Source organism: Amycolatopsis sp. NPDC003861 (genome assembly GCF_053605405.1).
Genome location: NZ_JBSGJD010000008.1, coordinates 24,459 through 45,970, shown reverse-complemented (window position 1 = coordinate 45,970; position 21,512 = coordinate 24,459). Strand labels below are relative to the sequence as shown.

The following is a 21,512-nucleotide window of genomic DNA, read 5'->3' as shown; positions in this document are numbered from 1 at the left end:
TCGGCACGGCAACGGGAGGGCGCCGATGACAGCGGACGGCCGGCCACCACTGTTCCCGTTCGACGATCCACCTTCGACCGATCCGGCCGCCGAGGCGCTCCGGCTGTTGCACACCGACCCGGTGCCCGTGGTCCGCTTGGCCGGCGGGCACCGGGTCCGGCTGGTCACCCGTTACGACGACGTCCAACGCGCGATGTCCGACCCCCGGATGAGCCGTGCCGCCCTGGCGACCCCGGACGCCCCCACCATCGTGCCCGGCCTGCAGTCGCCGGACATGATGCCGAACATGGACCCGCCCGGCCACACGAAACTGCGTCGCCTGGTGGCCAAGGCGTTCACCATCCGCAACGTCGAACTCCTGCGGCCGAGGGTGGCGGAGGTCGCAGCCGGGCTGATGGACCGGATGCTGGCGGCCGGGCCGCCGGCGGACCTGGTCGGCGCGCTGGCCGAACCGCTGCCCGGCATCGTGATCTGCGAACTGCTCGGCATCGCCCGCGACGAGCGCGAACCCCTGCTCGCGTTCATCGAAGCCATGTCCATCACGACCACGTTCGACCAGGAGGCCTTCGCGGCGACCGGAGCGGTCGCGGCGTCGCACTTGCTCGGGCTGATCGAGCGGAAACGTCAGCACCCCGGCGACGACCTGCTTTCCGGGCTGACCCAGGTGCACGACGAGGACGGCGACCGGCTCAGCGAAGCCGAACTGCTGATCACCGTGATGCTGCTGATCGGCGCCGGCCAGGAGACGACGATGGCTCAGCTGGCCAAGTCGGTGCTGGTGCTGTCCCGGCACCCGGACCAGTGGGCACGTCTGGTGGCGGAGCCGGATCTGGTGCCGAACGCGGTCGAGGAACTGCTGCGGGTGGTCGCCCTGGGCCATGCCGGGCAGCCACGCATGACGCGTGAGGACGTGGAATTCTCCGGCCACACCGTGGAAGCGGGCACGACGGTCTTCCCGGTCGTGAACGCGGCCAACCGCGACCCGGCCGTCTTCTCCGACCCGGACCGGTTCGACGTGGCTCGCAGCGAAGCGGCCCACCACCTGTCCTTCGGCCGGGGTGCACATTTCTGTCTTGGTGCGCCGCTGGCCCGGATGGAATTGCAGGTGGCGTTGCGCGGCCTGGTGACGAGGATGCCCGGGCTGCGGGTGGCCGAGGAGGACGACGAGCTGGCGTGGCAGCCCGAGAGCCTGACCCGAGGACTCCGGCGGCTGCTGATCACGTGGTGACCGGGTGGAATTGCGTTGGTGCGCACCGCATGATCGGGAACAATCGCCGGAATGGACATGCGCGCCCTTCTCGCCCGGATCGACCCGCTGGCCGCGCCGGCGCGCCGGCGGGTCCTCGCCGACACCGCACGCGCGCTGGCCGGTACCCCGGAGCTCGCCGCCCTGCTCGTGGAACTGGACGCCGTCCCCGGGATCCCCCGGGTCTGGGCCGCCACGATGGCCGTCGTCGCGGACGACGACACGCACTTGCGCCGCATCCTCGGCTCGGCCGACACCCGGGTCGCCGGTCTGGCGATGACCCACTGCGCCCGCCACGACCGGCATCTCGACGTCCTCGCCGCGGCCCTCCCGACCGCGCCCCTCGCGTGGCGGCACACCCTCTACCGCACCGTGCGCGCCACCGGCGCCACCGAGTGGGCCGAAGCTCTCCTGCCCCCGGTGCGCACTCGCTTCGGTGACCACGAGGCGGCCGCCGTGCTCCCGGCCTGCGAAGCCGGCACGGTGACGGCCCTGCTGCCGGAACTGGACTTCGCCGTGCCCAACCTCGCCGCGCTGGCCCGCCGGCACCCCGCCGTCGTGCTCGCGCACCTGCGGCGCCGGCTGGCCGTGGCCGGTGCTGCCGGCCGCAACGCCACCTGGGCGCGCTTCGGACCCGCGCTGCAGCAGCTGGTCGGGCACGACCCGGCCCAGCTCGTCGACCTGCTCGCGCGCTCGGGACCGCTGACCGGGCTCCCGGCCGGCGCGAACCGCTGGCTGGCCACGGCGATCGCCGCCGATCCGGACCGGGTCGTCGAAATCCTCGCCGATCCCACGCGGCGCATCTGGTTCCGGCCGGGCCGGAGCACGGAACGGGCACTGCGGCGGGCATCGGACGAATCACTGACTTCGCTCGCACGCACCTGGCTCACCGATGTGACGCGGTTGACGGCGTTGGTGCGCGGGCTTCCGCCCGGCCGGCGGGCCACCGTCCTGAGTGGAGCGCTGGGCGAACGGAACCTGCAGCAGGCCGGCCTGCCGATGACGGTGCTCGACGTCCTGCCGTGGCGCTCCCGGCACGAGCACGCCCGCCGGTTGCTCGCCACCCGCCCGGTGGCCGACGACCCCGACCTGCGCCGGCAGGCGACCGCCCGGCTGCCGTGGCCGGAAGCCGAACCGGCGCTGCGCGCCGCGACCGCCCGGCCGTCCGCCGCCGAGCGAGCCCTCGGCTACCCGCTCCTGATCGGCGCGGCGGCCGCGACGCGGGACCCGGACGTCGTCGCCGGCCTGCTGGCGTCGTTGACCCGGCTGCCCAACGAGCAGGACCCGGTCCGCCACGCCGCGCTCGCCGCCGTCGCCGCCGTCCCGGGCTGGCTCCTGCGGTCGGCCGACCCGTCGGCCCTGGTCGAGCTGGCCGCCGACGCCGTCCAGGCCAGGGACGTGTCGTGGGGGACCCGGCAAGCGGTCGGCACCACGGCCGTCACCCTCGTCCGCCAAGGCACGCTCACGAGCCAACCCGGCTTGGTCGAAGGCGGCCTGCGGATCTTGGAGCTGTCCGGCGGCCACGCGCACACCCTTGCCCTGCACCGGCTCGACCAGTCCCTGCCCCGCGGCGCCGAGCACGTCGTGTGGGCGGCGCTGCGGCCGCGCATCGCCGCCGACGCTCGCGCCGGCCGCTACGACCTGGTCCTGTCACTGGCCGCGGGCCTCCACCGGCGGGCGTGGCCGATGGCCGACCTGCAGGCGGTCGTCGGCGAAGCGACCCGCGCGGCCGAGGACCACACGGTCCACCGGGCCCTCGAGCTGTGGCTGGCCCCGCCCGCGACCCGCGACGAACGCGTCGAGGCCGTGCTGCGGCGCGACTCGTCCACGATCACGGTGACCGCGGTGGCGAACGCGGTCGGCGGACGCCGGACCGACCTGCTCGACCGCGTCCTGGCCCGGCCGCCGCGGGGACGGTTCGTCACCCGCGGCGTCCGGCTGGTGCCGGCCTTCGGCGGGTCGGCGTGGCACTGGCTGCCGCGCCAGGTCGCCCGCTACGCCGAATTGCTGGCCGACCTCGCCACCGCGCCCCGCACGCCGGTCTGGGAGCGGGTCTCCGCCGTGCAGCGGCTGGCCGGCCTGCCCGGCGCCCGTGTCGAAGACGTGGAGCCGTTCCTGCAGGACGACGAAGTCGCCGTGGTCGAGGCCGCGCTGGCCGGGCTGGCCTGGGTCGATCGGCCCGGCGACGCACTGGGCACCTTGCTCGGCCACGCCGACACCGACCGCGCCCGGGTCGCGGTGTACGCGGCCGGCCGGGCCGCCCGGACCAGCCCGCCCGCCGAATTGGGTGCCGCGCTCCGGCCGGTGCTGGCCGGCACGAAGGTGACCTCGCGCAAGGAGGCGATCCGGCTGCTCGCCGAGCACCGCGTGCCGGGCGCGGCCGGCGAACTGGCCGCGCTGTGGGCGGACCCGGACCTGCACCGCGATCTCCGCCGCGCCATCGTGTCGGCCGCGCGCCGGCTGCTCGACGACGAACGCGCGTGGCAATGGCTCACCGAAGCGACCACGATGCCCGCGGTGGCCACAGCGGTGACCGAAGCGGACCCGCTGACCATCGCCGAGCACCACCGCGCACCCTACGGCGCACTGGTGCGGGCCGTGGTGGACAGCGCCGACCCGGACACCGCGCGGATCGGCTTGGCGGCCTGGCCCGCGTGGAGCGTCTGGGACCGTGAAGGACCGGCTGCGGTGGTCACCCTGATCGGCGACCTGACGAGCACCGCGACGTGGCGGTACGCCGTCGACGCGCTGCTCACCGCGTGCGCGGTCACCGGTGACCCGGCGCCGGTGCACGACGTCGTCACGACACTCGTCGAGCGGTCCGAAGTGGCCATCGCCGGGCGGGACCAGCCGGCGCGGCAACGGCTTCGCCTGTTCCTCGTGCGGCTCGCCGCCCGCTTGGACGCCGGTGGCGAAGCGATGCGCGCGGCGGCGGAGCAGCTGTCCATGACGCTGGCGGAACGGACGGAGTCCCGGACGGACGCGCTCCTGCTCGCCGTCAGTGCCCTGCCCTGCCGCGGCGACCTGCTGCCAGCCCTCCGCCGGATCGCCGCCCTCGCCGGCCGTCCCACATCGGCGTGGCAAGCGGCGGACCGGCTCGCGGCCTGGTTGGCAGGCCACGATCCCGGCCGCTCCGAGCTGTTCGACACCGCGCAAGCCCTGACGGCGAGCCCGGCGGAAGCGTTGCTGGCAGCGAGTATCGCGAGCCAAGCCGGCCCGCACGCCGGCTGGCCACGTCTGTGGCGCGAGCTGGTATCGGCCCTGCGTGAGCACCCTGACGCCGACGTCCGGGAACGCGCGTCGCACATCGTGTTCGCTCCCGAGTGACGAGCCCGCGCGGGACTACGCCGGGTTCTCCGCGACGGCGAGGTAGTCCGTGTAGATCTGCGGTGAGCCGGAGAACGAGGCCAGCTGCTTCCACTCCTCGTACATCTGCTTGGTGTCCCGGTGGGCGGCCGCGAACTCCGCGGCTTCGCCGGTGGCGATGTCGGGCTCGGGGTAGAAGACGTCCAGCGCGGCCAGGCTCGCGATCTCCATCATCATCACGTACTGGTCGAGGCGGTTGCCGCGCTCGCCCTTGAGCACGTGGAACCGCCAGTCCGGGTAGTCGTCGATCCGGTGGTGGTTCTCGGCGATGAAGCGGTCGAACGTCTCCTCGGTCACCCCGGCGCGCAACGCCAGGTTGTGGATCCCGATGACCCGGGCGACCGGCTCCTCCCCCGGGCGGTCGCGATAGCGGGGGCCGGGCGTGACCGTGCTCCGCGGGTTGTCGGCCAGGAGCCGGTAGTCGGTGAACAACGTCGGCAGCTCACCGAAGGTGCCCAGCCGCCGCCACCGCGCCAGGACCGCCTCCGCCTCCGGGTGCCGCGCCCAGAACGCCCGGGCCGCCTCGGTCTGCTCACCCCGGGCCGTGACGTAGCGGTCGCGCTGCTCGGCGCTGTCGATCTCGTACAGCATCAGGTACTGCCCGGCTCGCTCGCCGCGCAACCCGCGCAGCAGAGTCCACCGCCACCCCGGGTACAAGGGCAGGTGAACGCCTTCACCGCGCACGAAGGTCTCGAACTCTTCCGGCGTCACCCCGGCCTCGGTGTCGATGGCGATGTACTGGAAGGTGAATACCGACGAGCGTGCCATGTACGCGTCCAATCCTCGGGCCGGGAACGGGATCGCGCGTCCGACCAGCACGACTCCCCTGCACCCCATCCTGCCCGCTCCGGAGCAACGGTGCCCTGCTTCAAGGCTCCAGGCGTGTCCGTGGAACGGATCGGTCCTTGCTCATGCGCAGGATCAACGCGACCGCGTCCTCCGAGCGGGCGGTCGGCGTCAGAACCTCTTGCAGGAGCAGGCCTCGCATCGCGGCAACGGTGACGGTGGCCAAAGTCAGCGCTTCTTCGCTGCCGAGCCCTTCGCGTTCGGCGAGCGAGGCCAGCATTTTGGTCAGGTCGCCGAGGGAGTCGATGAACGCACGGAAGTCCTCCGGGCGGTACGCGGCGAGCCCTACGACATGGAAGAAGCCGCGGACCCGCGACAGCTGCTCCGGGCGCGTATAGGTCCGCCAGATCGCCACGACGAGGTCGTCGAAGCTGCCTTGCCGGGCCGCGCCGAGCAGTGCCTCGTTGTCGCGGGATCGCTGCGCCTCGAGCATGGCCGCCAAGACACCCGGGAGTGACCCGAAGTGGTAGCGCAAGAGGGCGTGGCTGGTCTCGGCCCTGGCGGCGATCTCACGGAGCGACACCTCCGGCGCGGGAAGGGCTTCACCGAAGGCATCGAGAAGCCGGGCCAGGAGACGCTGCCGTGCGTCGCCGTTGCGTTCCGTGCTTGACAGGATCACTCCCGCAGTTTATCCATTGGAAAAGAAACGCGCCAGTGGAGGGAACTGCTCGTGGGACGTCTTCAGGTGGTCGGCGCGACGGTCGTCGACGGGTCCGGTCGCGACCCGGCCGACGTCGATGTCGGCATCGAAGACGGGCACATCACCCAGGTCGGTGCCACCGGAACAGCCGGGGAGCGCCTCGATGCCGAGGGGCTGACGATGACGCCCGGCCTGATCGACGCGCACGTCCACCTGGGCTTGTCGAGCCCGATTCAGCCGCAGTTCTCGTTCCGGATCAGCGCCGCCGAGCTCGCGGCGGACATCTTCGCCACGGCCGGCGCGACGCTCGACGCCGGTTTCACCACCGTCCGGGACACCGGCGGGGTCGACGGCGGCCTCGTCACCACGATCGCGAAGGGCAAGATCAGGGGGCCGCGCGTCCTGTCGTGCGGGCCGGTGCAGTGCCAGATCGGCGGGCACGGCTACTACGGCGCCGAGTGGGAACCCACCGAGCTGTGGCGCAGCCATCACGTGCCGGGTCTGTGCGCGCTGTCCATGATGGCGGGCAACGCGGACGAACTGCGGCGCAACGTGCGTGAGGCCTTCCGTCGCGGAGCTTCCTTCCTGAAGCTCTGTGTGACCGGCGGCGTGGTGGGCGCGCACGACCGGCTGACCGACACCCAGTTCACCGTCGAGGAGATCGGCGTCGCCGTCGAGGAAGCCGCGGCGCGCGGCACCTACGTGACGGTGCACGCCCACAACAACGCCGGCATCCGGAACGCTGTCGAGGCCGGGGTGCGCTGCGTCGAACACGGCACCGACCTCGATGAAGCCACGGCCGCCCTGATGGCCACCCACGACGTCGCCCTCGTGCCCACCTTCGCCGTCGTCGAGCAGCTGCTGCACGACACCGCCGGAGCGGGCCTCGACGCCTCGACCCGCGACCGGGTGCTGGGGGTTCGGGAGCGGATGGCCGAAGCACTCGCCGTCGCCAAGGAGGCCTCGGCCTGTCCGGCCAGGTGGGAGTCATCGCTCCCGGCGCCCAGGCAGACCTCGTGCTGTGGAACGGCAACCCGGTCGAAGACCCGGAACTGTTCGCTGATCCCGCCAACGCCGTCCTCGTTCTCCAGGCCGGCCGAATCGTGAAGGACCTCCGATGAGCACCATGTGGCAAGGCTGCCTCGCCGACACCGACTACTTCGAGCTGCGTTCCAGCGGAGGGCACGGCTACGGCGTCTGGGTCACCACCCCGCCCGGCTACGACCCCGCCACGACGCGGGCGCCGGTCGTGTACGTGCTCGACGGCAACTGGGCCGTGGGCCTGACGGCTCCGCTCATCGTCACCCAGAACGACCCCATGCACCGGATCCGGCCCTACCTCCAAGTCAGCGTCGGCTACGCGGGCGAGGACGCCCAGCACTGGGCACGGCTGCGCAACCGGGACCTCGTGCCACCCGGCGAGCCCGTCGCCCCGGAGTTCGTCGAGGCGGTGGAGACGGGAATCCGGACGGGCGCGATGACCCGCGAGGAAGCCGACGCCTACCTCGCCGAATTGAAGGAAACCCACGCCGACGCGTTCCTGAGCTTCCTCACCGGGGAACTGCACCCGCGGATCGAACGCGACTACGGCACGGCAGCGAGCGGTCACGGCCTCTTCGGCTACTCCTACGGCGGGCTCTTCGGTCTCTACGCCTGGCTCACCGGCGGCACGCTCTTCGAGAGCGTCGGAGCGGGCAGCCCCGGTGTCGTCGGTGAAGGCAGCCGGATCTTCGCGATGCTCGAAAAACCGGGCGGCAGCCTGCCTTCCGCGAAACTCCACCTGACTGTCAACGACCAAGAGCTGCTCGGAGACCTGGGCGTCTACCAGAACCTCGCGAAGAACGCGGCCACCGTCCTGCACCGCCTGACCGCCCGCGGCGGAGCCGTCACCAGCGCCGTCCTGCGCGAAACGCACGTGACCGGCCTGCAGGCCTCGTTCCTCAGCTACCTCAGGACCTGCCGTGCCCGGTGAACGCCTGAGCGCCGACGTGGTCGTGATCGGGGCCGGGGTGATCGGCTCGTCGATCGCCCTCGAACTCGCCCGGGCGGGGCACCGGGTGGTCGTGCTCGACCGGGCCGCGGGGGCCGGACAGGGGTCGACCTCGGCATCGAGTGCGATCGTCCGGTTCAACTTCTCCACCACCGCCGGGGTGGCGACGGCATGGGAGGCGCAGTTCGGCTGGCTCGACTGGGCCGGGCACCTCGAGCACGACGTCGGCGACCTGGCGGTGTTCCGCAAGAGCGGGCTGGTCATGCTCGACGTCGAGGCGGCTCCGCGGGCGTCATGGCTGCCGCTCTTCGACGAGATCGGCGTTCCCTACGAGGAATGGGACAGCGCGACCCTGGCCGAGCGCGTTCCGGGCATCGACACCGGCCGCTACTGGCCGCCGAAGCGGCTCGACGACGAGGAGTTCTGGGAGGACGCGGAACACTCGCTCGGTGGCGTGTACACCCCGGATGCCGGTTACGTCTCGGACCCGGGCCTCGCCGCCGTGAACCTCGCCGCCGCGGCCTCGGCGCACGGGGCGGAGTTCCGCTTCCGCAGCACGGTGACAGCGGTGGAGCAGGCCGGCGGACGGGTGATGTCGGTGCGGCTGTCGGACGGCACCCGGATTCCGGGTGCCATCGTGGTCAACGCGGCCGGTCCGTGGTCGGGCGCGGTGAACCGGCTGGCCGGCGTGGGTTCCGACTTCACGGTCGGGGTCCGCCCGATGCGGCAGGAAGTAGCGCACGTCCCGGTCCGTGAGGGCTACGGCGGGCCCGTGGTGGCGGACATGGACCTGGGCACCTATTTCCGCGGCGAAACAGGAGGGGACCTCCTCGTCGGCGGAACGGAACCGGAGTGCGACCCGCTGCCGTGGCTCGACGACCCGGACACCGTCGACATCCACCCGACGGCCGCGGTGTTCGAGGCCCAGGTGACACGAGCGGCACGGCGGTTGCCCAGCCTGACGGTACCCAACCGGGCGCGCGGCGTCGTGGGCGTCTACGACGTCGCCGACGACTGGACCCCGATCTACGACCGCACCGAACTCGCGGGCTTCTACGTCGCGATCGGCGCGAGCGGCAACCAGTTCAAGAACGCGCCGGTCGTGGGGCAGCTGATGACAGAGCTGATCAACCAGGTGGAGAACGGCGCCGACCACGACACGGCGCCCATCCGGTTCCGGGCCCCGCGCACCGGCCTGGAGATCGACCTGGGCGCGTTCTCCCGCAAGCGCAACCGGAACACCGCGAGTTCGGGCACGGTGATGGGCTGAGCCGAACCGTCCTCATCGCAAGTCCCGGAAGAAGTCTGTGATGTCCCCGGCCAGCAGTTCGGGTTCTTCGTGGGCCGCGAAGTGACCGCCGCGGGGCATCGTCGTGTACCTCGTGACGTTGTAGGTGCGCTCGGCCCAGCTGCGTGGCGGCTGGGTGAGGTCGGCCGGGAACAGCGCGACGGCGGTCGGCACGTCGACCCGCTCGACCCGGCGGGTCAGGTTCTCGTGGTACTCGTAGTACGGCCGGAACGAGGTGGAAATGGTGTCGGTGAACCAGTAGAGCGACGCCTGCGTCAGCAGGAAGTCATCGCTGAACCTCGACGACAGGTCGCCTCCGCAATCGCTCCACGCGCGGTACTTTTCGAGCATCCACGCGAGCAACCCGGCCGGCGAATCGGCCAGGCCGTAGGCCAAGGTGACCGGCCGGGTGTTCTGCTGGTGCTGGTAAGCCCCCTCCTCCGCCGACTAGGTCGCCACCGAGCCGAGGTAGGCCCGCTCCTGCGCGGTGAGGCTCTTCTCGTCGTAGGCGAGCGGCGCGGCGACAGCCATCAGATGGATCCCGGCCAACGCGTCGGGATGGGCATCGGCCAGCCGCGAGGTGATGCCCGCGCCCAGGTCCCCGCCGTGCGCCGCGTACCGGGTGAAGCCCAGTTCCCCTCGCATCAGCCGGTGCCACAGTTCGTGGGTCTGCACCGGATCCGCGAGCGACGGGCGTTGCGGGGAGAAGGCGAAACCGGGCAGCGACGGGACGATGACGGTGAACGAGTCCGCCGCGGAACCCCCGTGTTCCGACGGTGTCGCCAGCCGCTGGGCGAAGCCGGCCAGTTCCAGGAACGAGCTGGGCCACCCGTTGGTCAGGACGATCGGCAAGGCGTCCGGGGATTCGCCGTCGAAACGCAGGTAGTGCACCGGCGTCCCGGCGATGTCCGCGAAGTGGTGGGGAAGGGCGTTGATCGCGGCTTCGTGCTTGCGCCAGTCGTAATCGGACGACCAATGGGCGACCAGCCGCCGCAGCTCACCGGGATCGGTACCCGCCGACCTGCCGGTCACCGGCCACGGTGCCGGCCACCGGGTGCCGGCCAGCCGCGTTCGCAGCTCGCCGAGTTCGGCGTCGGAGACCGCGAGCACGGGCCTGTCGGACATGGTTCTCTCCTTGCGTTCGCGGCGGACCACCGGCGGCGCTACCCGGGCGGCCCGGCCAGTTCGCGGGCGTGCTGCCGGGTCTCGTCGTTCATCGGGAAGAAGCACTCGATGCGCAGTTCCTGCAGGGTCACGTCCTGCGGCGTCCCCAAAGTGGTCACCGTGGAGAAGTAGTCGAACCGCCGCCCCTCGCGCTCGTAGCGGATCGGCACGATCGGCAGGACCGGCGCCGTCGCGTCCACCACCCGCAGGCGTGCCGGCACACCCGGGTAGGCCAGCACCTCGTCGAGGATGCCCTGTGCCCGTTCGTCGAGGACGCCACCGATCGCCTCCCGCCGGGCTCGCCGCACCAGCGCTTCGGCGACCTCCGGCCAGTTCGCGACGTGGGGCCGCACCCCGTCGGGGTGGAACATCCTGCGGAGCACGTTCGCCGGCCCCGGCGGGTTCTCCGCCCGCCCCTTGCGCAGGTAGGCGAAGAAGCGCCGGGCGGCGTCGTTGGTGTGCCGGATGTCCCAGCTGCGGTCCATCACCAGCGCCGGGAACGGTTCCTGCTGGGCGAGAATGGTCTCCAACGCCTCCCGCACCGCGGCGAGAGCTGGTGCGTCCAATGCGGACTCCGGATATTCGGGCGAGAACCCGGCGCTGAGCAACAGCGTGTTGCGCTCCCGCATCGGGACGTCGAGCACTTCCGCCAGCTTCAGCACCATGGCGCGGCTCGGGTTCGCCCGTCCCGTCTCGACGAAACTCAGGTGGCGGACCGACACCGCAGCCTCGGCGGCCAGCGCCAGCTGGCTCAGCCGCCGGGCGGCGCGCCAGTGTTTCAGCAGGGGACCCACCTCAGGCACCCGTCGAGTATCCCGTCTTCCAGGCGTGGGGCAACACGGCGTCCTCCAGCGGCGGCCGAACCAGGTTGGCTGTGTAGTTCGTCATCGCCGAGATCGCCACCGCGGTGATCACCTCGAAGACCTGCGCTTCGGTGAAGCCTGCCGCCCTGAACGCCCGCACCTCCGCGTCGTCGACGTGGCCCCGCTTCTCGATCAGCGACTGCGTGAACGCCGACAGGGCCGCCATCCGCTCGTCCGGCGGCGCCTCGCCCCGGCGGATCGCCTCGGCCACGGCCGGCTCGACACCGTCCTGGAGCGACTCCAGCGTGTGGAACGCCACCGCCCAGTCACAGCGGTTGGCGACCGCGTTGGCCAGCAGCAGGACCTGCCGCTCGTCCGGACCGAACGTGCCGCCACCCCGGAAGTGCCCGAAGGCGGAGAAGAAGGTGTTGATCAGCGCCGGCGAGTTCGCCATGAGGCCCGCGGCGGCGGGGACGAATCCGAAAGCGCTTCCGAGCACCTCGAGCGGTTCCTTGGCGGCCTCGTCGGCCGTGTCGGCGGTGTGGATCCGGTAATCGGTCATGGCTCGAAGTCTGCGGGACCGCTTGCACCGAACCAATTCCCTCGGAGGTAAACAACCGGGCCCGCCCGGCGGAACTCCGGTCATCCTGCTCCCCGTCGGCCACGGCGCCGCCTTCGTTGATCAGGGCGGCCGTTCCGGCCGGGTCACTCGCCGGAGCCGGACGCGTTCCCCTCGTGCTCACCCACGGCCGGCCGGGTTCGGTGCTCGAATTCCCGGACGTCCTCGGCCCGCTGACCGACCCGCGCGGCCACGGCGGCGATCCGGCGGACGCGTTCCACGTGGTCGCGCCGTCGCTGCCCGGCTGCATCGGTTTGTCATCGTTTCGGCCGGGGTAGCCGAGCACTCGACATCCCATCCGACGCGAAGGAAGTGTCCGATGCCCGCGCTGACCCGCGTGCTCGGGGTGGCCACCGCCGCCTACAGCGCCACCATCATCGCCGCACCGAAGGTCCTGGCCAAGCCGTGCGGCCTGACCACACCGACGGGTGAAGTACCCCCGGCCGCACGGACGCTCATCGGGGGCATCGGCGCCCGCGACGCCGCCATCGGGCTCGCCATGCTGTTCGCCCCGCCCGGCCGGCCCCTCACGGTCGCGCTCGCCGCCCGGGTCGCCTCCGACACCGCCGATGCCCTCATCTTCGGCACCGGCCTGCCCGACCGTTCGGCTCGGAAGAAAGTCGCGGTGTTCGCCCTCGCCTGGGCCGCGGTCTGCGCAGCGTCCAGCTTGGTCCCATGACCGTCCACGCACAACCACCTCCGCGGACTACGGCCGCGGGACGCAGTCGTCGCGCCGGAGGACCACCGTGCCCAAGCGCCTGAGCCCGGCCGCCTCACGCAGCCGGCCCGCGGGCGGGCGGGTCGTGCTGATCGTCGGCGCCAGCAGCGGAATCGGCTTGGCCGCCGCGGTCGCGTTCGCGGCCCGCGCCGACAAGCTGGTGCTGGTCTCGCGCAGCCCCGAGGCCCTCGACGCCGCCGAAGCAGCCTGCCGGCGCGCGGGAGCCGACACGGTCGACACTCACGCCGAAGACATCGCCGACGCCGCCGCGGCCGGCCGGCTCGTCACCCGGACGCTGGACCGCCACGGACGGCTGGACGTCGTCGTGCACACCGCGGCCGTGATGGGTTACGGCAGCGTCGAGGAAATGCCGGCGGAGGTGTTCACCACCGTCGTCGACATCGCCGTGCACGGCACCGTCCACCTGGCCCGCGCGGTGCTCCCGGTCATGCGCGCCCAGCACGCCGGGACGTTCATCGGCGTCAACTCGCTGTTGGGCTCGGTCACTGTTCCCCAAATGGGCGCGTACGCCGCCTCGAAATGGGGCCAACGCGCTGTCCTGCGCACCCTGCAGCAGGAAACCCGGGACCAGCCGGGGGTGTCGGTCTGCATCGTCAGCCCCGGCAGCATCAACACCCCCATCTACTACCAAGCGGCCAACTACACCGGCCACGCCACCCGTCCGCCGTGGCCCGTCCTGGCCCCGGAACGGGTGGCCGCGGCGATCACCCGGCTGGCCGACCGGCCCCGCCGGCACGTCTCCGTCCCGGTCGGCCCCGGCAATCCCCTCGTCATCATCGGGTTCCGGCTCCTGCCGCGGCTCTACGACCGGTTGGTCGGCCCGCTGGCCCGGCTGGGCGTGCTGACCCGCGCGCGGTGGCGGCCGACGCCGGGAACCGTGCACCGCCCGGCCCCGGTGCACGAACGCATCCACGGCCACTGGCCGGCCCCACCCGGACCAGACGTCCCGAACAGGCCCACCGAACCCGCGATCGACACCCCCGCGGCGAGCTCGTGACCGCGGACCGGACCCCGAGGACGTGCCGAGCCTCGGGCCCGGCGAGTGCAGCCCCATCCACCGCGCGGCCGGCTCCGAATGCCGGGAGAGGCGATGAGGAGGACGCACCCGTGCCGAGGCGCACCTGGTCGGGCCGGCTGCTCGACGCGGCAGCCGCTGTGCTGCCCGGCGTACGCCGGGTCCGCGCGCAGAAGGTCCCCTTCGCGCGGGCGTGGGACGAAGCCAACCGCACGGCACTCGCCTCCGGCCGGCCCCTTTGGGTCGCCCTCGGTGACTCTATGACCCAAGGCATCGGCGCCGGGACGGTCGACGGCGGCTGGGTTCCCCGCCTGAACGCCCGGCTCGACGTGCCGTTCGCGGTGGTCAACCTGTCGGCTTCGGGCGCCCGGATCGCCGACGTCCTCGATGACCAGCTCCCCCGGCTGCTCGCCCTGCCCACGCCACCGGCCCTGGTGACCGTCCTGGTCGGCGCCAACGACATGCTCACCCGGGCCCGCCGCCGCGGCATCGCCGACCGGTTCGCCCGGCTCCTCGCGCAGCTCCCGCCAGGCCGGTCGGTGGTCGCCACCCTGCCGAGACGCAACGCCGAAGCCCGGGCGGTCAACGCGCTGATCGACGCCGCGGCCACCGATGCCCGCGTGCACCTGGCCGACCTGCGGGGCCCCGCGCTGGGCCCGGTGCGCGGCAACCTCGCCGCCGACTGGTTCCACCCGAACGACATCGGCTACACCCGCCTCGCGGACATCTTCGAAGCCCCCGTGCGCGCCGCGACGCAGGCGCCCGGCCGTCGCTTCGGTTGAACCGGGAACAGCAGCCCGCCGACGGGTTCACGCCGAGGTCGCCCGCGGTCATCACCCGGATGCCGAGCACTCACGCCCTCGCCGCGTTCGCAACCCATGGGGTTTGCCCCCCGCCCGGCCTCGAACCGAGAACTCTCCGGCCGGACTCCGTATCCGCCCGTGCAGGGTTCCTGTCCACCCGTGCACCCGGGTGGGTCGCTCTTCTCAACGCGGCGGGCATTGGCCAGGATGGACGCCTGGGTGGCGAGGGAGGACCTCCATGGCGACTGTGCGGGACGAGGCCGACGCGCGGCGGCAGCTGCGCGCCGAGCAGCGGCACGAGACGACCGGGCCGGTCGTGGCGGAGCCGGTGACCACCGCGGGCACCGGCGGCATCGAACTCCACTACGACGGGGTCGAGGACGTCAAGCGGGCCATCGACGAGCGCTACGACGAGCTGAGCCGTCACCTCGAGACGGCCCGTGCCCTCGACACCGGCCTGGCCGACGGCAAGGGACCGGTCGCCCACTGGATGCGCCGCTCGTTCGCGGCGCGCGGCGGCGCCGAGGCCGGCGGGGTCCAGGCCGCCCTGCAGTCGTACCTGGCCGAGCTCGCGACGCTGCGGCAGACGCTCGACACGGTCGTGGCGATGCACCAGGGCAACGACGAAGCGGCCGCCGCGGCCCTGCCGACGGGGGAAGCCGATGCCTGAGTTCCACTCGACGCACCACGCTCCGACCGCCCGGCAGCGGGCGAAGGCGCGGCGAGTCCGCCGGGAAAAAGCCGTCAACAACCGCGAAGCCACGTTCGGCCGGATCAATTGGGACAGCTACGAGCACCGCGAGCTGTGGGACATGGTGCAGTCGGCCGTCCCGGCGAAGCTCGGCCAGCACGCGGCCTGGTGGCAGGAAGTGGCCGCCGGCGTCCGCAACGCGACCGAAGAGGTGTCGGTGCTGGTCCGGAAGCTGCAGGAGTCGTGGAGCGGACCTTCCGCCGACCAGGCCGCGGCATCGGTCGACCGGCTGACCGGCTGGGCGAGGACCGTGGGCGAGAACGCCCAGCGCGTCGGGTCCGGCCTCGACACGTACACGTCCGTGGTCAGCGAAGCCCGGCAGCGGATGCCGGAGCCGGTGCACTACTGGGCCGAGCGGTGGTTCCGGCAGGGCTACGCGGTGAAGCGGTTCGACGGCCCCGAAGGCACGTACATGCTGGAGCAGCTGCTCGACGACAAGCTGCCGACGAAGAAAGAGGCCGACGACGCCAAGGCCGCGGCCGTCCGCGTGATGGAACAGTACGAGAGCGCGAGCCACGACGTCCGCCACCGCCTGCCCCCGGAGTTCGACACGGCCCCGCCGGTGACCACCGGGTCCGGACCACGGCCACCGGTGGTCCGGACTCCGCCCGCACCTCCGGTCGCCCGCGATCCGGCTCCACCGCACGAGGACTTCCCCGACGGGCCGGGCGACTCGACGTCGACGGCCTCCGCGCTGCCGCCCACGTTCACCGGCGCCGGGCTGCCGGGCGCGCTGGACGGGGTCATCGGCGCCGCCGGGCCGGGTTCGCCGGCCGCGGCCGGCTACGGTCCCGGCTTCGCGGGCGTTCCCGTGGCCGGAACGCCGGGCTCCGGAACGCCGGGCTCCAGGACGCCGGGCTCCGGGACGCTCGGCGAAGGCGGCCGAGCCGGCGCGGGACGGTTCGGGGCCGGGACATCAGGCTTCGGACCGGGCGGGACGAGCGGCCGCGGCCCGGCGGGTGGGTACGGGATGTACCCGCCGGGCCAGGGCACGCGGCGCGAGGAGGACACCGAGCACCGCGACAAGTACGCGAAGGGCTACGACCTGCTCGACGACCTCCCGCCGGCGTACCCCCCGGTGTTCGGCGAATGACCGGCTTCCACGCCGACCCGGCCGCCCTCGACGCCTTGGCGCTGCGCCTGGAGGACACGGCGGAGGAGTACCGCTCGGCCGCGCACTCGCTGGAGGTCCCGGACGACCTGGGCCCGGCCCGGGTCTCGGCGGCACTCACCGCGCTGACCGGCGAGTGGTCCGGCAGGATGCGGGCGGTGGAAAGGGACTTCGCCGGCGCGGCAGCGGATGTCCGGACGGCCGCGAACGCATACCGGGCAACGGACGCCGCCGCGGCCGACGAGCTGGGCCGGGCCGATGGCTGACCGGGATCGCGGGCCGGACCGCCCTGCCTCCGGCGAGCCGAAGCGCGCCCTCGCCACACCCCACCGCCCTACCCCCGGCGAGCCGAAACGCGCCCTCACCCCCAGCCGACCGGCCCCCGGCAAGCCCAACCCCGCCCTCACCACACCCCACCGCCCCACCACCGGCGAGCCGAAGCGCGCACTCACCACACCCCACCGCCCTACCCTCGGCAACCCGAACCCCGCCCCCGCCACACCCCACGCCCCGACCCCCGCTGAGCCGAACCCCGCCCTCACCACACCCCACCGCCCGACCCCCGCTGAGCCGAAGCGCGCCCTCGCCACACTGGACCGCCCCACCCCCGCCGAGCCGAACCCCACCCCCGCCCCCAACCGACCGGCCCGCACCCATGGCTGAGTTCCGGGGCCTCGGCTTCGACCCGGTGCCCGGCAGCCCCGACGCCGTGGCCGAAGCCGCCCGCCGCTGCGCCGCCGCCGCGGCGCGGCTCGAAGACATCCCCTCCCCCGGCACGATTCCCGAGTGGGCCGGCCGGTCCGCGCAAGCGCTCGCGGACCGTGCCGGACGCGCCGCCGGCGGTCTGGCCGCCACCTGCCAGGGCCTCCGGGCCGCCGCCGGGGTCCTCGAAGGCTGGGCCGGCACCCTCCTCGCGAACCACCGCCGGGCCGAGGACCTCGACCGGCGCGCCAGCGCCGTGCGCCGGGCCGTCACCGCCGCGCGCGACGACGTCGAACAGGCCGAAACCGAAGCGCAGTTCTCCCCCGCCGCCCAGCCGGACCTCACCGCGGCCCGCGCCCGGCTGGCCGCCCGCCAGAACGACCTGGACCGCGTCCTCGCCGAAGCCCGCGACCTGGAACGCGCCCACTACACCGAAGCGACCCGCGTCGCCGAGCGGCTGACGGCCCTCGGCGACGGCGCCCCCTTGCCCCAAGCTCCCGGTTTCGCCGGGATCGCCGCCCACCTCGAGACGTTCTCGGCCGTCGGGCGCGAGCTCGGCGGCACCGTCGCGAAGACCCCCGCCACACCGGTCACGCCGCCGCCGGGGGCCGTCGGCGCGTTCGCCGCGGCGCTGGGTGGCCGGTGAAACTGCCCGCCGTTCCGGGGATCACCCCGGTCACCCTGGTCTCCGTCGAGCGCACCACCGCCGAGCTGCACACGCTGATGGCCCGCCTGCGCGGCCCCGACGCCGCGCGCGACCTCGGCCTGGAAGCCGCCGCCGTCCAGTCCGCCGAGATCGCCCACGAGCAGAGGGCCGGCCTGCTGGCCCTGGTCGAACACCGCGATGCCGATCCCGCCCTGCTCATCGCCGGTGTCGTCCCCGTCGACGACCCCGGTGAGGCCGCCGACCTCGGTCACTTCGTCGCGGACACCACCCCCGGCATCCGCGAAGTCAGCACCGCGCGGACCGGCCGCGGCTACCCGGTGGTGATCGTCGAGCGGATCGGCCTGTCCGGGGCGCAGCTGCAGGCCGTCGTGCTCGACCCGGACCGGCCGCGCGCGGCCGTGTTCACCCTGCACTCCCCCGGCGGCCGCGGCTGGCTGGAGGTGGCCGGCCTGGCCGGGACGCTCGTCGCGGGCGTCGACCTCACCCCCGCAGCGCCCGCTCCCGGAACTCGCGCGGGGTCCGGCCGGTCGACTGGCGGAACGTCCGCGAGAAGTGCGGGGCGCTGGTGAACCCGCAGTCCCGCGCGATCTCCGCGATCCCGCGCCCCGCCTTCGCCGGGTCGGCCAGCAACGCCTTCGCGCGCTCGACCCGCAGGCCCTTGAGCCGTTCCGAGACGCCCTGGCCGTCGTCGAACAGCTGGTACAGCCGCCGGCGCGAGATGTACAGCGCTTCGGCGATCCTGTCCGCGCTGAGCGACTGGTCGCCGAGGTGGGCGCGCATGTACTCCAGGGCTTCGCGCCGCCGGGCCGCCAACGCGTCGACGCGGTCGAGCTCGACGCGCAGCGCACTCCGCAGCACCAGTTCGGCCAGCCCCAGCAGGTGGTGCGCGAGCCCGTGCGGGTCGAGCCGCGGACCGGCCGCCACGACGTGCGCGACCGCGCTCGCGAACAGCGACCGCAGCGGCGCATCCACCTCGACCGGCCGGAACATCAGCGGCCGCAGCTCGGCGAAGGAGATCGACAGCTTGGCCGCGGCGACGGTGAGCAGCACGACGCCCGAGGGCTGCAGGTGCAGCGTCGCGTCGGCGAACGTCAGCTTCGCGCCGGACTCGGCGACCGTCCGCGGGACGGGACAGCGCAGCAGCAGCTGGACGTCCTCGGGGTCGGCGCGGCCGCCGAGGATCGCGGCGCGCGCGACCGCCGCCCCGGACGCGCGGACCACGAGGTACCCGCTCGCGGGGACGTCCATCGACTGCGGCTCGGCCATCGGCACCATCGTGCCCGACCCGGGCCGCTCGGCACGGGAAGGGGGACCATGGCGCGGCGCACCGCGACGGCGGCGGGAGTGATCCTGTCGCATCTGGAATTCGATCTCCTCTGGGAGGACCTGGGGCCGGGCGGGCCGCCGCCGTACCCGTTCGACGTGCCGTCGCACGGCGCGACGCACGCCGAGCGCGACGACCTCGGCGTCCAGGTCTTCGCCGGCCTCGCCGAGGCGGGCCTCACCGACGGCGACGACGTCGACCCCGACCTGGCGGACCTGCTCGTGCTGCTGGGTTCGCCGTCGCTGAGCATCGACGGGCTGGTGCTGGGGGAAGCGCCGTGGCGGCTGCTCGCGGCGGCGCGCAACGGCGCCGGCGTGGTCGCCGTGCTGGACGACCGCGACCTGGTGCTCGAGCCGGTGCGCCCGGACGGCCTTGTCCCGGCGGTGGCCCGGATGCTCGGCGCCGCCGAGCCGGGCCCCGGCGACCAGCTGCGCCTCCCCCGGGCCGCGTACTCGGCGGCGATGGACGCCTACGCGCGCAGCGGGTACGACGCGTTCGAGCGGGCGCTGAGCACGGCCGGGATCACCGGCCGCGCGGTCCGGCCGCTGGCGACGCTGGTGACGGCGCAGCGGGACACGGCCGGTCAGCTGGCGGCGACCGGCCCCGCGGGCCGCGGCCCGGTGCTGGCGTGGTTCGACACGGCGGCCGGCCGGTATGCGGTGACCCCGGAGGACGTGGGCGGCGAGCCGTGGGTGACCCTCACCCCTGCCGACGGCCCCTGGCTCGAAGACCGCCTGGCCCGGATGGTCGACGACGTCCGCTGAGCCGTCACGTCGCCCAGGTCGCGGGCAGGAAGCCGGCGGGTCCGGGGTCCGGCCGGGGCCGGATCCGCGGCCCGGCGTCGGTCACGCTCGCCGGCCGCGACGCGATCTTCGGGCCGTCGGTGTCGTCAGGGTCGTCCGGCAGCAGGTCGCCGAGCAGCTCGCGGCCCTGCCGCAGGGCGTCCGCGCCCGCCTCCGCGGCCAGCCGGCGGATCAGCCGGGCCAGCTCCCCCGGCGGCTTGTTCAGGGCCCACCGGTCGAACCGCAGGTCGACCAGTCCCCCGTGCAGGTCGACCACCACCGACACGCCGTCGTCCGCCGCCGAAGCGCGGATCGCGGCCAGCCGGGCCCCGTAGCCCGGCTCCGGGGCCGCGAAGGCATCGTCGGCCAGCTCCACCGCCGTCCTGGTCACTGGGCCCGCCAGCTGTCCGGAGTGGTCTCTTCCGCGGCTTCCCCCGGCTCGGGCAGGCCGAGGGCGCCGACACCGTCGTGGGTGTGCCACAGCGAAGCCGTGGCCCGCGCCGACGCGGCCGCCGTCAGCAGCAGGATCCGGCGCGCCAGCTCGTCCGGCTCCAGCCGCAGCGCCGCGGCTTCCAGGGTCAGCTCCTGCAGCGCCCCTCCGGGCGCGACCTCCACGGCGACCGTCCGGTCGGCGGCTTTTCCGGTGATCACGGGTGGACCCCTCCGTAGAACGTCGACGCCGAGAGCGAATGCGTGTTCCGGCGGACGGCGTCCCCGGAGTTGCCCTCGATCATCGTGACCTGGTTCCCTTCGACCTTCTCGACGATGCCGATGTGCGTGCTCGTCGACGGGTTCTGCGGGCCGGTGCCGAAGATCAGCACGTCCCCCGGCCGCGCTTCGTGCAGCGCGTGCTTGCCGTAGGCGTGCCCGTTGCGTTCGCCCCAGTGGTAGACGTCGCCGCTGAAGGGCAGGACCGGGATCTTCACGCCGGCCTTGCGCCACATCGCCGTCGCGAACGACGAGCACCACGCGGCGGCCGGCCCGTACGGGTTCCGGTTGGTGCCCGGCGGGTTCTCGCGCGTGCCGAGCTCTTTCCGGGCGGCGTGGACGATGTCCTTGCCCCGCCCGGAGACCTTGCTCGGGTGCGTCGCCTTCGCCGTCTTGTCCCCGACCCCGTCGTGGGTCAGGTCCGTGCGCAGCTCGTGCAGTTTCTTCGCCGCCGCCTCGAGTTCCGCGTCGACGTGCCGCAGGGTCGACGCCGACTGCCGGGTGTACCGCGGGGCCAGGTCGGCGGCGTGCCCGACGGCCCGCATCAGCGCCGCCTGCGTCCCGGCCGCGACACCGGCGTCGAGCACCTGCTTGGCCTGGGCGATGTACTCGTCGACCAGGCGCTGCACGGCCGTGTGCCCGCTGTCCACTGTGGATGCCACGTGCGCGACGACCTTCTCCGCCGCCGCACCGGCCGCGCCGGTGACCTTCAGTTCCTTCGTCAGCTTCGCGCTGTTGTGCCGGAAGCCGTCGGCGCCGTGGCCCTGCCAATGGCCCAGGACCGTCGTGCTTTCCTTGTGGTAGGCGTCGTGCTGGGCGTCCAGCGCCGCGGCCACCCGGTGCAGGGCGTATTCGGCGCGGACGGCGTCTTCGGCCTTCCCGGCGAGCTTGTTGCGGTGCGCGATGAGGTCCTTCGCGAAGGACCGCGCGAGCGCGGCGGTGTCCATG

General features: G+C 73.4%; 24 protein-coding genes and 1 pseudogene. 15 read left to right on the top strand and 10 right to left on the bottom strand.

Annotated features, from left to right (window positions below):
• The first annotated feature begins 25 nt into the window (after positions 1–25).
• Both ACWEVN_RS04135 and ACWEVN_RS04130 read left to right on the top strand, forming a co-directional pair.
• Positions 26–1,228, top strand: coding sequence for a cytochrome P450 (locus ACWEVN_RS04135; protein ID WP_452050193.1), 1,203 nt, complete (start codon positions 26–28; stop codon positions 1,226–1,228).
• A 51-nt stretch (positions 1,229–1,279) separates the two neighbouring features.
• Positions 1,280–4,573 (top strand): hypothetical protein, encoded by a 3,294-nt coding sequence (locus ACWEVN_RS04130; RefSeq protein ID WP_452050192.1) that lies wholly within the window; start codon positions 1,280–1,282, stop codon positions 4,571–4,573.
• Positions 4,574–4,588: 15 nt separating this feature from the next.
• Here the strand turns inward: ACWEVN_RS04130 and ACWEVN_RS04125 are convergent, their stop codons facing one another.
• Positions 4,589–5,431: a hypothetical protein gene (locus tag ACWEVN_RS04125; protein ID WP_452050191.1), complete on the bottom strand. Its 843-nt coding sequence runs from the start codon at positions 5,429–5,431 to the stop codon at positions 4,589–4,591.
• A gap of 49 nt (positions 5,432–5,480) precedes the next feature.
• Positions 5,481–6,077: a TetR/AcrR family transcriptional regulator gene (locus ACWEVN_RS04120; RefSeq protein ID WP_452050190.1), complete on the bottom strand. Its 597-nt coding sequence runs from the start codon at positions 6,075–6,077 to the stop codon at positions 5,481–5,483.
• Between the two features lie 51 nt (positions 6,078–6,128).
• Here ACWEVN_RS04120 and ACWEVN_RS04115 point away from each other — a divergent pair, with 51 nt between their 5' ends.
• Genes ACWEVN_RS04115 through ACWEVN_RS04105 form a run of 3 tightly spaced genes read left to right on the top strand, consistent with a single transcriptional unit; the run spans position 6,129 to position 9,358 of the window.
• Positions 6,129–7,205, top strand: a complete 1,077-nt coding sequence (locus ACWEVN_RS04115; RefSeq protein ID WP_452050189.1) for an amidohydrolase family protein — start codon at positions 6,129–6,131, stop codon at positions 7,203–7,205.
• 10 nt (positions 7,206–7,215) lie between these two features.
• Positions 7,216–8,070, top strand: a complete 855-nt coding sequence (locus tag ACWEVN_RS04110) for an alpha/beta hydrolase (RefSeq protein WP_452050188.1) — start codon at positions 7,216–7,218, stop codon at positions 8,068–8,070.
• Positions 8,060–9,358 carry an NAD(P)/FAD-dependent oxidoreductase gene (locus tag ACWEVN_RS04105; protein WP_452050187.1) on the top strand — a complete coding sequence of 433 codons (1,299 nt, stop codon included), beginning with the start codon at positions 8,060–8,062 and terminating at the stop codon, positions 9,356–9,358. Before ACWEVN_RS04110 ends, ACWEVN_RS04105 begins: the two co-directional genes overlap by 11 nt.
• A 12-nt stretch (positions 9,359–9,370) precedes the next feature.
• Here the strand turns inward: ACWEVN_RS04105 and ACWEVN_RS04100 are convergent, their stop codons facing one another.
• The 4 genes from ACWEVN_RS04100 to ACWEVN_RS04085 form a co-directional block, all read right to left on the bottom strand.
• Positions 9,371–9,727, bottom strand: a complete 357-nt coding sequence (locus ACWEVN_RS04100; RefSeq protein WP_452050186.1) for an alpha/beta fold hydrolase — start codon at positions 9,725–9,727, stop codon at positions 9,371–9,373.
• Between the two features lie 96 nt (positions 9,728–9,823).
• A complete protein-coding gene (locus tag ACWEVN_RS04095; RefSeq protein WP_452050185.1) occupies positions 9,824–10,501 on the bottom strand; it encodes an epoxide hydrolase family protein in 678 nt (225 codons plus the stop codon).
• A gap of 38 nt (positions 10,502–10,539) precedes the next feature.
• A complete protein-coding gene (locus ACWEVN_RS04090) occupies positions 10,540–11,343 on the bottom strand; it encodes a helix-turn-helix domain-containing protein (RefSeq protein WP_452050184.1) in 804 nt (267 codons plus the stop codon).
• The gene (locus ACWEVN_RS04085; protein ID WP_452050183.1) at positions 11,336–11,905 is read right to left on the bottom strand and encodes a carboxymuconolactone decarboxylase family protein; all 570 of its coding nucleotides are present in this window, start codon (positions 11,903–11,905) and stop codon (positions 11,336–11,338) included. Before ACWEVN_RS04085 ends, ACWEVN_RS04090 begins: the two co-directional genes overlap by 8 nt.
• A gap of 147 nt (positions 11,906–12,052) precedes the next feature.
• Here ACWEVN_RS04085 and ACWEVN_RS04080 point away from each other — a divergent pair.
• The 9 genes and pseudogenes from ACWEVN_RS04080 to ACWEVN_RS04040 all read left to right on the top strand — a co-directional run.
• Positions 12,053–12,207 (top strand): annotated as a pseudogene (locus tag ACWEVN_RS04080) (epoxide hydrolase); the annotation flags it as partial.
• A 74-nt stretch (positions 12,208–12,281) separates the two neighbouring features.
• A complete protein-coding gene (locus tag ACWEVN_RS04075) occupies positions 12,282–12,641 on the top strand; it encodes a hypothetical protein (RefSeq protein WP_452050182.1) in 360 nt (119 codons plus the stop codon).
• Between the two features lie 67 nt (positions 12,642–12,708).
• Entirely contained in the window at positions 12,709–13,698 is a 990-nt protein-coding gene (locus ACWEVN_RS04070) for an SDR family NAD(P)-dependent oxidoreductase (protein ID WP_452050181.1), read from the top strand.
• Positions 13,699–13,808: 110 nt separating this feature from the next.
• On the top strand, positions 13,809–14,498 hold the full coding sequence (locus tag ACWEVN_RS04065) for an SGNH/GDSL hydrolase family protein (RefSeq protein WP_452050180.1): 690 nt from the start codon (positions 13,809–13,811) through the stop codon (positions 14,496–14,498).
• A gap of 259 nt (positions 14,499–14,757) precedes the next feature.
• On the top strand, positions 14,758–15,189 hold the full coding sequence (locus ACWEVN_RS04060; protein WP_452050179.1) for a hypothetical protein: 432 nt from the start codon (positions 14,758–14,760) through the stop codon (positions 15,187–15,189).
• The gene (locus tag ACWEVN_RS04055) at positions 15,182–16,363 is read left to right on the top strand and encodes a PPE domain-containing protein (protein ID WP_452050178.1); all 1,182 of its coding nucleotides are present in this window, start codon (positions 15,182–15,184) and stop codon (positions 16,361–16,363) included. Before ACWEVN_RS04060 ends, ACWEVN_RS04055 begins: the two co-directional genes overlap by 8 nt.
• The gene (locus tag ACWEVN_RS04050) at positions 16,360–16,647 is read left to right on the top strand and encodes a hypothetical protein (protein WP_452050177.1); all 288 of its coding nucleotides are present in this window, start codon (positions 16,360–16,362) and stop codon (positions 16,645–16,647) included. The genes ACWEVN_RS04055 and ACWEVN_RS04050 overlap by 4 nt, the downstream gene beginning before the upstream one ends.
• Positions 16,648–17,036: 389 nt before the next feature.
• Positions 17,037–17,729 (top strand): hypothetical protein, encoded by a 693-nt coding sequence (locus ACWEVN_RS04045; RefSeq protein WP_452050176.1) that lies wholly within the window; start codon positions 17,037–17,039, stop codon positions 17,727–17,729.
• Entirely contained in the window at positions 17,726–18,319 is a 594-nt protein-coding gene (locus ACWEVN_RS04040; protein ID WP_452050175.1) for a hypothetical protein, read from the top strand. Before ACWEVN_RS04045 ends, ACWEVN_RS04040 begins: the two co-directional genes overlap by 4 nt.
• Here ACWEVN_RS04040 and ACWEVN_RS04035 read toward each other — a convergent pair.
• Complete coding sequence (locus tag ACWEVN_RS04035) at positions 18,231–19,016, bottom strand: helix-turn-helix transcriptional regulator (RefSeq protein ID WP_452050174.1); 786 nt, start codon at positions 19,014–19,016, stop codon at positions 18,231–18,233. The two genes, ACWEVN_RS04040 and ACWEVN_RS04035, sit on opposite strands and share 89 nt — an antisense overlap.
• Positions 19,017–19,064: 48 nt before the next feature.
• Here ACWEVN_RS04035 and ACWEVN_RS04030 point away from each other — a divergent pair, with 48 nt between their 5' ends.
• Complete coding sequence (locus tag ACWEVN_RS04030) at positions 19,065–19,838, top strand: ESX secretion-associated protein EspG (protein ID WP_452050173.1); 774 nt, start codon at positions 19,065–19,067, stop codon at positions 19,836–19,838.
• A gap of 4 nt (positions 19,839–19,842) precedes the next feature.
• Here the strand turns inward: ACWEVN_RS04030 and ACWEVN_RS04025 are convergent, their stop codons facing one another.
• Genes ACWEVN_RS04025 through ACWEVN_RS04015 form a run of 3 tightly spaced genes read right to left on the bottom strand, consistent with a single transcriptional unit; the run spans position 19,843 to position 21,511 of the window.
• Positions 19,843–20,247: a hypothetical protein gene (locus ACWEVN_RS04025; protein WP_452050172.1), complete on the bottom strand. Its 405-nt coding sequence runs from the start codon at positions 20,245–20,247 to the stop codon at positions 19,843–19,845.
• Positions 20,244–20,507: a YbaB/EbfC family DNA-binding protein gene (locus tag ACWEVN_RS04020; RefSeq protein ID WP_452050171.1), complete on the bottom strand. Its 264-nt coding sequence runs from the start codon at positions 20,505–20,507 to the stop codon at positions 20,244–20,246. The genes ACWEVN_RS04025 and ACWEVN_RS04020 overlap by 4 nt, the downstream gene beginning before the upstream one ends.
• Positions 20,504–21,511: a CHAP domain-containing protein gene (locus tag ACWEVN_RS04015; RefSeq protein ID WP_452050170.1), complete on the bottom strand. Its 1,008-nt coding sequence runs from the start codon at positions 21,509–21,511 to the stop codon at positions 20,504–20,506. The genes ACWEVN_RS04020 and ACWEVN_RS04015 overlap by 4 nt, the downstream gene beginning before the upstream one ends.
• Position 21,512: the final 1 nt, after the last annotated feature.